This window comes from Marinomonas alcarazii, from assembly GCF_003208215.1.
In the GTDB taxonomy this organism is placed as follows: Bacteria; Pseudomonadota; Gammaproteobacteria; order Pseudomonadales; family Marinomonadaceae; genus Marinomonas; species Marinomonas alcarazii.
This window is the reverse complement of sequence record NZ_QKLW01000007.1, coordinates 1-12,984: the sequence shown is the minus strand read 5'-3', so window position 1 is coordinate 12,984 and position 12,984 is coordinate 1. Positions and strand designations below refer to the sequence as shown.

General features: G+C 40.1%; 12 protein-coding genes. 9 read left to right on the top strand and 3 right to left on the bottom strand.

What is annotated here, in order from left to right; all coding sequences use genetic code 11:
• Positions 1-9: 9 nt before the first annotated feature.
• From DFP75_RS13620 to DFP75_RS13585, 8 genes are all read left to right on the top strand, one after another.
• Positions 10-1,101 carry an EpsG family protein gene (locus tag DFP75_RS13620; protein WP_146219961.1) on the top strand — a complete coding sequence of 364 codons (1,092 nt, stop codon included), beginning with the start codon at positions 10-12 and terminating at the stop codon, positions 1,099-1,101.
• A gap of 52 nt (positions 1,102-1,153) precedes the next feature.
• Positions 1,154-2,086 carry a glycosyltransferase gene (locus DFP75_RS13615; protein WP_110576603.1) on the top strand — a complete coding sequence of 311 codons (933 nt, stop codon included), beginning with the start codon at positions 1,154-1,156 and terminating at the stop codon, positions 2,084-2,086.
• 29 nt (positions 2,087-2,115) lie between these two features.
• Positions 2,116-2,973 (top strand): glycosyltransferase, encoded by an 858-nt coding sequence (locus DFP75_RS13610; RefSeq protein ID WP_110576602.1) that lies wholly within the window; start codon positions 2,116-2,118, stop codon positions 2,971-2,973.
• Between the two features lie 112 nt (positions 2,974-3,085).
• Positions 3,086-4,168: a dTDP-glucose 4,6-dehydratase gene (gene rfbB / locus DFP75_RS13605; RefSeq protein ID WP_110576600.1), complete on the top strand. Its 1,083-nt coding sequence runs from the start codon at positions 3,086-3,088 to the stop codon at positions 4,166-4,168.
• A 10-nt stretch (positions 4,169-4,178) separates the two neighbouring features.
• The gene (gene rfbA, locus DFP75_RS13600; protein WP_110576598.1) at positions 4,179-5,060 is read left to right on the top strand and encodes a glucose-1-phosphate thymidylyltransferase RfbA; all 882 of its coding nucleotides are present in this window, start codon (positions 4,179-4,181) and stop codon (positions 5,058-5,060) included.
• A 26-nt stretch (positions 5,061-5,086) separates the two neighbouring features.
• Positions 5,087-5,623: a dTDP-4-dehydrorhamnose 3,5-epimerase gene (gene rfbC / locus DFP75_RS13595; protein WP_146219960.1), complete on the top strand. Its 537-nt coding sequence runs from the start codon at positions 5,087-5,089 to the stop codon at positions 5,621-5,623.
• Complete coding sequence (gene rfbD, locus DFP75_RS13590) at positions 5,624-6,499, top strand: dTDP-4-dehydrorhamnose reductase (protein ID WP_110576595.1); 876 nt, start codon at positions 5,624-5,626, stop codon at positions 6,497-6,499.
• Positions 6,496-7,416 (top strand): glycosyltransferase family 2 protein, encoded by a 921-nt coding sequence (locus tag DFP75_RS13585; protein WP_110576593.1) that lies wholly within the window; start codon positions 6,496-6,498, stop codon positions 7,414-7,416. Before rfbD ends, DFP75_RS13585 begins: the two co-directional genes overlap by 4 nt.
• Positions 7,417-7,431: 15 nt before the next feature.
• On the opposite strand, the gene DFP75_RS13580 is transcribed toward DFP75_RS13585, so the two are convergent.
• The gene (locus DFP75_RS13580; protein ID WP_110576591.1) at positions 7,432-8,832 is read right to left on the bottom strand and encodes an undecaprenyl-phosphate glucose phosphotransferase; all 1,401 of its coding nucleotides are present in this window, start codon (positions 8,830-8,832) and stop codon (positions 7,432-7,434) included.
• Positions 8,833-9,005: 173 nt separating this feature from the next.
• Here DFP75_RS13580 and DFP75_RS13575 point away from each other — a divergent pair, with 173 nt between their 5' ends.
• Positions 9,006-10,241, top strand: a complete 1,236-nt coding sequence (locus DFP75_RS13575) for an O-antigen ligase family protein (RefSeq protein WP_110576589.1) — start codon at positions 9,006-9,008, stop codon at positions 10,239-10,241.
• 106 nt (positions 10,242-10,347) lie between these two features.
• Here the strand turns inward: DFP75_RS13575 and bamJ are convergent, their stop codons facing one another.
• Together bamJ and DFP75_RS13565 are read right to left on the bottom strand one after the other, a co-directional pair.
• Entirely contained in the window at positions 10,348-11,061 is a 714-nt protein-coding gene (bamJ, locus tag DFP75_RS13570; protein WP_175404960.1) for a BamJ family beta-barrel-assembly machinery protein, read from the bottom strand.
• A gap of 728 nt (positions 11,062-11,789) precedes the next feature.
• Entirely contained in the window at positions 11,790-12,701 is a 912-nt protein-coding gene (locus tag DFP75_RS13565; protein ID WP_110576584.1) for a LysO family transporter, read from the bottom strand.
• Between the last annotated feature and the right edge of the window lie 283 nt (positions 12,702-12,984).

Here is a 12,984-nt window from a genome sequence, read left to right as displayed (position 1 = left end):
GGTAAACTTTTGGCGATTCTGATGACGGTTTTTTCAGGATTTTATATGATGCTTATGACTTGGTTGTATTCTGAAAAAAAAATTAATAAATATATTTTTTGCGTTTTGTGTGGCTTGTTGTCTGGCTTTTTTTCAATTTATTTTTCTCATGATGCAGTAGCATATCAAAAAATATTTTCTCATTATTCAATTAGTGGGGTTTCAAACATAGTTGATGAAATTGCAAGTTACGAGTTGTTTTTTTTGTTTTCTATGAAGGCTTTATCATTTTTGCCAATGGTAGTTTTCTTTTGTCTTTACGCGATGTTATCTTTTTCAGTTAAACTGACATTAATAGAAAAGGTTAGTCGAGATCCATTATTGTCATTGTTTTGTTTTTTTGCATTCTTCTTTTTGTACTTTGACGGTACGGTGGTTCGTGTCAGTTTGGGAATTGCAGTTGCTTATTGGGGGATGTATTTTTTATCTAAAAATAAAGTTTTGTATTTTAATTTAATTATCTTGATTAGTTGCTTGTTATTTCATTATTCCTTGTTGATTTTGATGATTATGCCTTTGTTCAAAACTCATTTTTCTGTCAAGATTGTTTTGGGGCTCATCGTTGTTTTTTTAATAATATATGTTTTAGGTTTTGGGATCCTAGACCCTATTTTGTGGGTGATGTCTTATTTAGATACTTCTATACCAGGTTTGAGCAAGTTTAATTCTTACCTTATGCGTTCTAATGAAGGTGATCCGTACTCATTGGTTCTGTTTTTTTTATTTCTTGCCTGTTTATTTAGTTATTGGCTTTTTATGAGAGAGCTGTCAGATTTTGAATTGATTTCTTATAATATGATGTTTTTATCTTTTCTTATTTTGATTGTATTTTATCAGAATCAAGTTTTTCAAAATAGATTTAGCGAGATATTTAGATATTCACTTGTTTTCATTTCCCCATTTTTTTATAGGTTTTTCTTTGTTTTTATTGGTAGTCGATTTTTATCAATAATAGCTTATATTTTTTTAATGGGCGGATATTTTGTTTATTTTTATTACTACAAAGAAATAATTTCTATAAATAATCTTGATATGATTGATTTTTCGTTTATTTTATTTTGAGATTTTTTTATATATATTATAAAGCTGATCTTTAAGTCGCAGTGAGATTTTAATGATGAGAGATATTGATATTGTAATGGCTTCATATAATGGAGCTGATTATGTTGCTGAACAGATATTTAGTATGATGAATGCTGATTCTTTTCATGAAAAAATAGATAAGATTATTGTTTCTGATGACAATTCTATTGACGGTACAGCTGAAATATTAGACTCTTTGGATTTTGAAAGAATTGATTTTAGTCTTAATGATGGTGAGAATGGTGTGATTTATAATTTTGCTAACGCATTCTCAAAAAGTACTGCAGATTATATTATTATTTCAGATCAAGATGATGTCTGGCTTAATAATAAGATTGATGTGCTCTATAAAGGTATTAAAAGCATCGAGATTAATAAAAAAACTCCTGCTCTTTTTTTTACGGATTTAAAAGTTGTAGATCAAGATTTAAATGTAATTTCTGGTTCTTTTTGGGATTTTCAAAAAATAGATCCAAAATTAAGCGAATCACTGAAAGGTATATTGTTAAAAAATATATCGCCTGGTTGTGCAATGATTATAAATAGAGCTTTGCTATTAAAGGCTCAACCTTTCCCTCGTGACATACTGATGCATGATTGGTGGTTATTGCTGGTGGCTAAGGTTTTTGGTTCTGTTGGCTTTTCTGAGGAAAAAACTTTTTTATACAGGCAGCATGATAAAAATGTTCTTGGTGCGAGAAGAAAAAAAATTTTAGAAAAGCTTGGTAACTTTATTTCTAATGATGAATCTAGTTTAGATCGAGTGTTTAAACAAGTGGTTATGTTGGACAAACTATTACCTGATGAAAACGAGAATAAAGAAGTGGTGAAGAGTTTTTTTAATTCGAAAGAAAAAAGCTATGCTTTAAGGTTTAAGTTTTTATTTAATTTTTTTAATAGAAAGTTAACATTTTCAGAAAATTTTAGCCTTTTTGTATGGGTTTTTTCTGGTTTTATTAAATGATATGATTTTTGCTCTTTTGGAGAGAAATTTTGAAAATTGGTGTTGTGATTGTTTGGTTTAATCCTTCTTCTGAGCATTTGGATAATTTAAAATCCCATATTAAGCAATGTGAATACATTTGCGTTGTAGATAATAGCTCAAATAAGTATCTCCTACCTTTAGATTCAAATATACATTATATTCATAATTCAAATGTAGGTGGGATTGCAGGTGCATTCAATAGAGGGGCAGATTGGCTGATTAAAAATAATGTTGATTATTTTTATACATTTGATCAAGATTCAGTAGTTCCAGATGATTTTTATGAAAAAATGACTCAATTTACATTAAACAATAACGCGTCTATATCTTGCCCTAACTTTTATGATGTTAATTCAAAAACTTATGGTAAGTTTGTAAAGATGTCAAAGTTTTACTTTTCGGATACAGACGATAATAAAACACATTTTTGCATTTCATCTGGGATGTGTATAAAATCATCAGTATTTACTAATTTAAATAAATTTGATGAAAGATTTGTTATTGATCATGTGGATACAGAGTTTTTATTAAAAGCTGTGGATTCTAATGTTGATGTTTTTTATAATAAAGATGTATTGCTTAATCATCAAATAGGTGAAAGAGATTTACATAATTTTTTAGGGGTCAATTTAAAGCCTAATCATCACAACCATATAAGAAAATATTATATATCAAGAAATGGTACTTATCTTTCTTTTAAGTATTTTAAGAAATACAAAGGATATTTTGTATTAAATATTATGCGTATTGTGCATGAACTAGTTTGTGTTGTTTTGTATGAAAAGAATAAGAAGGTCAAGATTTATTGTATACTTAAAGGTTTAAAAGATGCCTTTAAAGGAAAGCTTGGAGTGTATGAAGAGTAAAATCTAATTTTCACTAACGGTTTGTTATCTTTTTTATAAGAGCTAGGTGCCTTAGTTAAATAGTATATTAATCACTAAAAATTTAATGCAACGTATATTTAAATGGATCACTATGAAAATTTTAATCACCGGCGGTGCCGGTTTTATTGGAAGTGCCGTCATTCGTTATTTGTTGAGCAGCACTCAGCATGGTGTTGTTAACCTAGATAAGCTGACCTACGCTGGCAATTTAGAGTCTATTCCTGAATCTATGCAAGACCAGCGTTACGCTTTTGAGCAGGTGGATATTTGCGACTCTGTTGAGTTGGATAGGGTGTTTCAAGCGCATCAGCCAGATGTGGTAATGCATTTGGCGGCTGAAAGCCATGTAGACCGTTCTATTGATGGGCCTGGTGATTTTATTCAAACGAATGTGGTTGGTACTTATACCTTGCTGGAAGCGAGCCGTAAGTATTGGATGGGGTTAACGGACGATAAAAAAGCCGCGTTTCGTTTTCATCACATTTCGACTGATGAGGTATATGGGGATTTGCCGCATCCTGATGAGGTGGAGGGTGAGTTGCCTATGTTTACCGAAACCACGCCTTATGCGCCTAGTTCGCCTTATTCAGCAAGCAAGGCCAGCTCGGACCATTTAGTTCGTGCTTGGTTGCGTACTTACGGTTTGCCTACCATTGTAACGAATTGCTCTAATAACTACGGGCCTTACCATTTCCCAGAAAAGCTTATCCCTCATGTGATTTTGAATGCCTTGTCTGGTAAAGCCTTGCCTGTGTACGGTGATGGCTCGCAAATTCGTGATTGGCTGTATGTAGAAGACCATGCTCGCGCTTTGGTGAAAGTTGCGACAGAAGGAAAAGTAGGTGAAACCTATAATATTGGCGGCCACAATGAGAAACGTAATATCGATGTGGTGAAAACGATCTGTGCTTTATTGGAAGAGCTTGTTCCAACCAAACCAAATGGCGTTATTGCCTATCAAGATTTGATCACTTATGTAAAAGACCGCCCTGGTCATGATGTTCGTTATGCGATTGATGCTAGCAAAATTGCCAATGATCTAGGTTGGAAGCCTGAGGAAACCTTTGAGACAGGTATGCGTAAGACTGTACAATGGTACTTAGACAATCAAGATTGGTGGCAGCGCGTGTTAAGTGGTGACTATCAATTACATCGTATTGGTGAAAACGCTTAAGGGCAGGGTTATGACAAAACGTAAAGGGATTATTCTTGCCGGAGGCAGTGGTACTCGTTTGCATCCGTTAACTTTAGCAACATCGAAGCAGTTGATGCCCATCTATGATAAGCCGATGATTTATTATCCTTTGTCTGTCTTGATGTTGGCAGGGATCAACGAAGTGTTGATTATTACGACACCAGAAGATCAGACGAGCTTTCAGCATTTATTGGGCGACGGTAGTCAGTTCGGTGTTGAGCTGACCTACGCGGTACAGCCAGCGCCTGATGGATTAGCGCAAGCATTTTTGATAGGTGAAGACTTTATTGGTGATGACAATGTCGCGCTGGTATTAGGTGACAATATTTTCTTTGGTCAGCATTTTTCTGAAAAGTTAAAGCAAGCCTCGTCTCTTGATAAAGGCGCAACAGTATTTGGGTATCACGTTTCTGATCCTGAGCGCTTTGGGGTTGTGGCCTTTGATGATGCAGGAAAGGCCATTAGTATCGAGGAAAAACCCACTAACCCTAAATCTTCTTATGCGGTGACGGGGCTGTATTTTTACGATAACGATGTGGTTGAAATTGCCAAACAAATTAAGCCTTCAGTGCGTGGCGAGCTAGAGATTACCGATGTGAACCTTGCTTATCTTAACCGTGGTGATTTACATGTTTCCTTGCTCGGGCGTGGCTTTGCTTGGTTAGATACGGGGACTCATGATTCCCTGTTAGAAGCGGGACAGTTCGTACAGACTGTTGAGCATCGTCAAGGTTTGAAGGTCGCTTGTTTAGAAGAGATTGCGTATCGTCAGAAGTGGATTAGTTCAGATCAATTGCGCGCTTCTGGTGAGTCATTGAAAAAAACAGGTTATGGCCAATATTTGCTTAAAGTCGCTGATGGTTATCAATAAAAGACCATTAAAAGAAGGTAATAGTGATGAATGTTATTAAAACCAATATTGACGGCGTAGTGATTATTGAGCCTAAGGTGTTTGGTGACGAACGAGGCTTTTTTTTAGAGACGTTTCAGGCTGAGCGTTATAAAGAGCTGGCGGGTATTGATTTGCCATTTGTTCAAGATAATCACTCCCGCTCAGGGAAAAACGTTTTACGCGGTTTGCATTTCCAAAAAACGAATCCGCAAGGCAAGTTAGTTCGTGTTGTGCGTGGTGAAGTCTTTGATGTGGCGGTTGATATCCGTAAAGATTCGCCTACTTATGGTTTGTGGGCTGGGGTTATTTTATCAGAAGAAAATAAACGTCAGTTTTGGGTGCCGCCAGGCTTAGCCCATGGCTTTGTTGTGTTATCGGATGTGGCTGATTTTGAGTATAAGTGCACAGATTACTATGACCCGACCGATGAAGGTTGTCTGATGTGGAATGATCCGACCGTTGGTATAGAATGGCCTGAAGGCATTGAACCGATTTTGTCGGCAAAAGATCAAAACGGCCTTACATTAGGTGAGTTGATTTAAATGCGTATTTTACTCACAGGTAAGAATGGCCAGCTTGGTCGTTGTTTTCAAGATGCCTTAAAGGGCACAAATCATGAATTGTTTGCTTATGGCTCTGCCGAGCTGAATATTGTGGATGCTGATCTTGTGGCGGCAGTTGTTGAGCAAGTGAAGCCTGATATCATTGTTAATGCCGCTGCTTATACGGCGGTGGACAAGGCGGAAACCGATTCCGAAAATGCCTACCTAGTGAATGCTACTGGCCCAGAACTTTTGGCGAAACAAGCGGGTATTTTAGGTATTCCTTTTATTCATGTTTCCACCGATTATGTTTTTGATGGTGAAGCCGTTGAGCCGTATCTACCCACAGACCAAACTAACCCGAAAGGTATTTATGGCGCCTCTAAGCTCGCTGGCGAACGCGCAGTGTCGGCGGCATGTGATAAACATATTATTTTACGCACGGCTTGGGTATTTAGCGAATACGGCAATAATTTTGTTAAGACCATGGTGCGTTTGGCAAAAGAGCGTGATGCGCTGAGTGTGGTGGCCGATCAATACGGCTGCCCAACGTATGCTGGCGATTTAGCTAAGGCGATATTGCACATTTGTGAACAGCATGAGCAGGGCAAGCTCATAACTTGGGGGACATACCATTATTGTGGTGATACACCGACCAGCTGGCATGGTTTTGCTCGTGCTATTTTTGCGAAAGCAGAGTTACTTGGTATTATCGCTAAACGCCCACAGCTTAAAGCGATTAGCTCCGACCAATATCCTACCCCGGCTAAGCGACCTGAGTATTCGGTGATGTCGACGCAAGCGCTTGCTTCTTTTGGTATACAGGCATCTTCGTGGAGTACTAGCCTTGCTCTCGTTTTGAGTAAGTTAACATGATGAACTTCACTGTTGTTATTCCTACCTATAATGGCGGTGAGTTGTGGAAAGAGTCAGCTAGGCGCTTAGCCGGTCAAGCTCTGATGCCATTCAGAGTTAAGGTAATTGATTCATCTTCTAAGGACGATACTCAAGCAACGGCTCAAGAGTTTAATTTTGAAATTGAGCAAATTGAGCAAAAAGATTTTGATCATGGTGGCACAAGGTCTTATGCATTGGCTGACATTGAAACTGAGCTTGTTGTATTTTTGACTCAGGATGCTCTTTTAGAAGACGAGAAAGCGCTTTCGAATTTAGTCTCAATTTTTGACAAGGATCCGGAGGTGGTTTGTGCCTATGGTCGTCAGTTGCCGCACTTAGATGCTAATCCACTTGCGCAACATGCTAGGTATAACAGTTATAAATCCGATAGTTACGTAACCAGTTTAAAGGAAGATTTTCCCGCTGGGTTTAGGAAGGCTTTTTTGTCTAACTCTTTTGCTGCGTATCGTGTAGATTTCTTACGTTCGATTGGTGGTTTTCCAGAGCATCTAATCTTAGGTGAAGATGCCTATGTAGCAGCAAAAGCTTTGGTTGCTAATAAAAAAGTCGCTTATGTCTCTGGGGCAAAAGTACGACATTCTCATAACTACTCTGTTTTCCAAGAGTTCCAACGCTATTTTGATATTGGTGTTTTCCACTCTACACAGTCTTGGATGATTGATGAGTTAGGCTCGGTCGAGGGAGAGGGGGTGAAATTTGCTTTAGATCAGCTGAAATATGTCTGTAAAAGCAAAAAATACACTTGGCTTATTTCGTCTACTTTTACATCAATGGCTAAGTTTATTGGTTATAAACTTGGAAAAAAACATTCGCAGTTTGGTGTAGGGTTATCTAGAAAGTTGTCAATGTATAAAAGCTATTGGAACAGAGTGTAGTAAGAGAACGCCGCTTTATGCGGCGTTTTTATGTATGAAACCTTTCCAGAATGTCAAAAAGATAATTCTAAGGTCAAACCAAATCGACCAATGTTCTATATAGTATAGATCGCATTCAATACGTTTTTTAAGGTCAGTATCCCCGCGCCAGCCATTAATTTGCGCCCAGCCTGTAATGCCAGCTTTCACCATATGCTTTTGCATGTAGCCGGGGATTTCATGCTTAAACTGATCGACAAAGACGGTTCTTTCTGGGCGTGGTCCAACGATAGACATGTCGCCTTTCAGAACATTTATAAATTGTGGCAGTTCGTCTAAACTGGTTTTGCGAATAAAGGCGCCAAACTTGGTGACAGACATGCTCGTTGCTCCACCCCATTTTACGCCGTCCTTTTCACTGTCTACGGACATAGAGCGAAATTTTAGCATGTTGAATGAGCGACCATTCCAGCTTACACGCTCTTGTCGATAGAAAATAGGTCCTGAAGAAGACAGTTTTACACCTATGGCTAGGGCAATCATGATTGGGCTAATGCAGAGTAAAATGATGCCGGATAAAAGCTTGTCTTCTAACGATTTCAAAAAGCGGTTTTTACCTTCTAGCATGTGCGACGTGGACAAATTGATTACGGGTAAACCAGCCACTTCTGTCATTGAGTGGTTTAGTAGCTGAAAACCAAAAATGTCTGGCACCATGCGTATAGTGACAGCGCTGGTCGCTAGCGTTGTTTGTACTTGCTCCATTTGTTCCGCTTCACTCATGGGAAGAGCTATCCATACCTGATCTATATGTAAGTCACGAACTAGTTGGTCTATATCTTTTAACCCCCCAAGAATTGGAATACCTTCTACAGAAGTTTCATTGTTTGCTGAGGTTTGATCTGTAATAAAGCCTTTAACTACCAACCCCATAGATGGATTCTGAATCAGTTTATGGGCAACATTTTGGCCTAATTCACCATTCCCTATAATGAGCACTCGGCGTATGTTATAGCCTTTTGCTCTTAGTGCGCCAAGAGTTTGTCTTAACACAAGTCGATAACCAATGATAAAAAATGTTGAAGATGCCAGCCAGGTAGCCACCCAGATCCGAGAATAAAGTTCGGATGTTTGTGTCGCGAAGGCGCTTAGTACAAGCAATAAAAAAGTGCCAAAAGTGGCGCTGACAACGCATTGTATTTCGCTGGTGAAAGAAGAGCCTCGCCATGCGCGGTAGCCACCAAATATGGATAATAGCGTCGCGCCAATAATGACACCTAATAACAAAACATTCTTATAGGCGATGTTTAGATCTAGGTGTGAAAAGCGTAACCAGTAACTAAGTAAACCAGTAGCGAATAAGCATAAAATATCGAGAACTCTGTGGCTTATACCGACAGATGCACTGTGTTCTTTTAATGTTAGTCCTTTTTTCACTTCTTTCTCATCTCGTATATTAGGTATAATCAATGACTTATATCCGCTGTATGATAGCAGTAAACGGATAAAAATTAATTGAATAGTCGCTCGTTAATCTGAGCGTTGTGCATTTTAACGGTATGCTTGGTATATCTGCCAGTCATGAGACCTAATAAAGGATTTTTTTTTGTATGTTGAACACTGTTTTTAGTGCTTTAGCGTGGTTTTTCGCTGCTCTGACTTTCGCGTTATCGATTACTGTGCCTAACGGCTACAACATTGGTACGACTTTTATTTTTCTTTTGTCACTTATTTTTTTGCTAAAGCCTAAATGGTCTGTGTTGAACAAAGAGGACAAGTTACTTTTTTTTGGATTTGCGTTCTATGCTGTCGCTATGTTTGGTTTTGTGTATCTAGACGGATGGCATACTCGGGAGCTTGATAGACCCTCTCGATTTATTTTAGTCCTTCCAGTGCTGTTGTTATTGCTGAAATCGGCAGGGCGAGAAAAATGGCTTTGGTTTGGAACCATTATTGGGGCTATTGGAGCATTTTCTTTGGCCGTTTATGAGCGAAAGGTGCTTGGTTATGGCCGCGCTCATGGTAGTGAACATCCTATAATGTTCGGTAATACAGGGATGTTGCTTGGATTGATGAGCTTTGTGTCTGCAACCTATTTTTACGCTAATAAACGTCGTATATGGATGATGTTGGCTGTTCTGGGTGGTTTGTGTGGTATTGGAGCTTCAGTCTTGTCTGCTTCTCGTGGTGGCTGGGTTGCTCTTCCTCTGATTGGTTTTTTCCTGCTGTGGCAAAGTCGTTTTTTATTAGGGAAAAAGCTTGTGTGGGGTGTTTGTATCACGTCTATGCTCTTAGTCACTGCGGCAGTAGTTGTTCCTCAGACGGGAATAAAAGATCGAATTGGTCAGGCGATTAACGATGTTGTTAGGTATGATAAGGGGGTTGATAAAGATTCCTCTGTTGGACTTAGGTTCGAAATGTGGAAAGCGGCCTTGATTATGTTTGAAGAGTCTCCTTTAGTCGGGGTTGGCGAATACGGTAGCGTCGCAGTAAAGGAACGTCTTATTGGTGAAGGGACAGTATCTGAAAAAGTATTAACTCATAGTCATGCACATAATGAATTTATTAATGCATTGGGTTTAACTGGTATTATTGGTTTTGCATTTCTCATAGCTGTGTATTTGATTCCTCTACGGCTCTTTCTTAAGAAAATGCGTCAGTACCCTGACAATTGGAATATTCGGTCCTTTGCTATGGCAGGGGCTTTGGTCCCTATGTGTTATATGGATTTTGGTCTATCGCAGGTGATGTTTAGTCACAATATTGGTGTGATGATGTACGTCTTTTCGATTGTGTATTTTTGGGCTGCGGTTCGTTGGGCTGAACGAAAAGAATTGTCGAAATGAAAGCGTATTTCAAAAAGGCATTAATTCACCAAGAAGGGTAATGTTCCATAAAAATGGCCATCAAATGATGGCCATTGTTTTAAGTGTTTCGCTATTTTTTAAAAGCTTATTTCGCTTCTTTTGTTTCTTCTGCTTTTTCTATGTTGTGTAGTTCTACAACAAATTTAAGCGCGGCATTTGGTGGAATTGGGCCTGTGCCGCCAGGGCCGTAAGCAAGGTCCGCTGGGATGTATAGCTCGTATTTAGAGCCAACAGGCATAAGCTGTAGACCTTCTGTCCAGCCAGGGATAACGCCATTCAATGGGAAAGTAATGGACTCGCCACGTTTGTATGAGCTATCGAATACGGTGCCGTCTGCTAGGCTACCTTCGTAGTCCACTTCAACTGTGTCTGTTGCGCTTGGCTTATCGCCTTTACCTTCGGTGATGACTTTATAAAGCAAACCCGATTCGGTTTTTTTCACGCCATCTTCTGCTTCTTTCTCTTTTAACCATGCAGCGGAAGCGGCTTTGGCTTCTTCAGCGGCTTTTTCTTGCTCAAGTTGCGCTTTTTCCATTTGCTCTTGCTGATAAGCTTGGATGGTTTGAGTGACTTCTTCCATGCTCATTTTGCCTTCTTTGCCAGCAAATGCATCTTGGAAACCCGCCATGAAGGTTTTCATGTCTAGTTCAGAGAAATCTTGTGACATGCGTGTGCCAAACATGGTGCCAATGCTGTAGCCAAGGCGTTGTTCTTTCGAATCTAGTTTAATTGCACTGTCGTCTGCGTACGCAAAAGAAACAGAGGACATAACCAGCGCCGCAATAAGTGTTTTTTTCATAAGAAAGTGTTCCATTATTTATTAATTTATCACCGGGTGATGTGAAGCGTAAGACGGAGTTCGATTCGCATACAGTATTTAATAAAGCATTTATGGGGCGTTAACAAAGCAGGAACAATGGTATACGCCTTGTGCTTTGCAAAATCAGATCCGCTGACCTTTTGTAACATAAGTGTTTAACATAAGGTAGGCTGTTTTACGCCCATTTATATGCTAGTACGTTAGTTACCAAAGTGACCCCTTCACCTGCACACTTTGTTTTCGTTCCAATAGATCTCTCTTTTATTTCGAGAACGGTTCCACAAAGCACAAGACGTGTTGAGAGATTAATCCGCTATTCTTTGGTCAGACAATCGCTTTTACAAAAGCATGACGGTGTTTGCGAAAGACGCTTTTTTTGTCTGGCCGTCTTTACGGTTTACTGACATTTTTCGTAGGGCAGATGAACGAGGTACGAGTGTGATCTGCCGTTGGGTTTGTTGGAATGTCGGATCATGATCGTGTCTTCCTTATGCAGGCCTATGGTCTTGTAGGGCAGATGAACGAGGTACGAGTGTGATCTGCCGTTGGGTTTGGTTGAAATGTCGGATCACGCCTCGTTCCTCGCCTCATCCGACCTACGGGGTGTGGTGTTGTGATGTGGTTGGTGGTTTCGTGGACTTGGTTGGGAATGTCGGATCACGCCTCGTTCCTCGTCTCATCCGACCTACGGGTTGGTGGGTGTTGTTCTAAACTCTCATAAACAATGGGATTAAAATGGGCACTAGAATGCTCATAATAAAACCGCTGGCGATGCAGACAGGGATGATTTGCGCACCATGAAACTTGCCCAGCATGGGTAAGGTAAAGTCCATGGCCGTGGCACCAGAATAGCCAACAGACATGTGGCTGTTGAGTCTCGCTAAGAATGGTATCAGCATGAGCGCCAAGATCTCGCGTCCAAGGTCAAGTAAGAAAGCGGTAGTGCCAAGCACAGGATCGCCTAGACCTGTGATAAGAATGCCTGACAAACTGTACCAGCCGAAGCCTGAGACGACGGCTAGGCCTTGGTTCCAGCTTAGTCCTAATACAACACTGCCAATCCAACCAGCCAGTAAGGTGGTGACGATGGTAACAAGTGCAATGATGACGCCTTGTGAATTCAAGAAGAGCTTACGTAGGCGATGGTTGCCTTGACGAAGTTGGCAGCCGATCAAAAACAGTAGAACATACAGCAAGCCTGTAACCAGCTCGTCTACACCCGTTAGCCAATCTTTGGCAAAAATCCCGACAATCAAACCACCGATCACCCAAGCGAGGGTTTTTGCTGCGTCCATTAGAGCATGGCTTTTGCTGTCTGAGGGGCCTTGCGCAAGGCTGTCAGCATGAGTGCCACCAAAGCGCAGACCGCTTAGATATAAGCCTCCTAGGCTTAATACGCTGATCAGCACAAAGAAAATCGTGGCTTGGTAACCAGCGATAAATAATTTCTGCGCTAGGTTATCCAGTGCACCTAAGCTAAAGCCGATTAAGCCCAAAATAAGGTAAACCAGCTGTTCTAATCCTTTCGCCACTCGAGCCGGTGTGAATAGTTTGATGTCGACCCAATAACCAAAGAGAAGGGCGATTAATAAGGGGCCAAGTGTGGTGAGAATGGTCATGTAAAATAGTCTTCCTAGACGTGTTTAATAAATGCTGGAGCGGCATTTTCTCGGTATTGAGTTGTAAATACAAGTTTGGATTGTGTGTTTCGGGTAAATGTCGGATCACGCCTCGTTCCTCGTCTCATCCGACCTACGGGGTGGTGGGTGTTGGGATGTGGTTGGTGGTTTCGTGGACTTGGTTGGGGATGTCGGATCATGATCGTGTCTTCCTTATGCAGGCCTATGGTCTTGTAGGGCAGATGAACGAGGTACGAGTGTGATCTGCCGTTGGGTTTGGTTG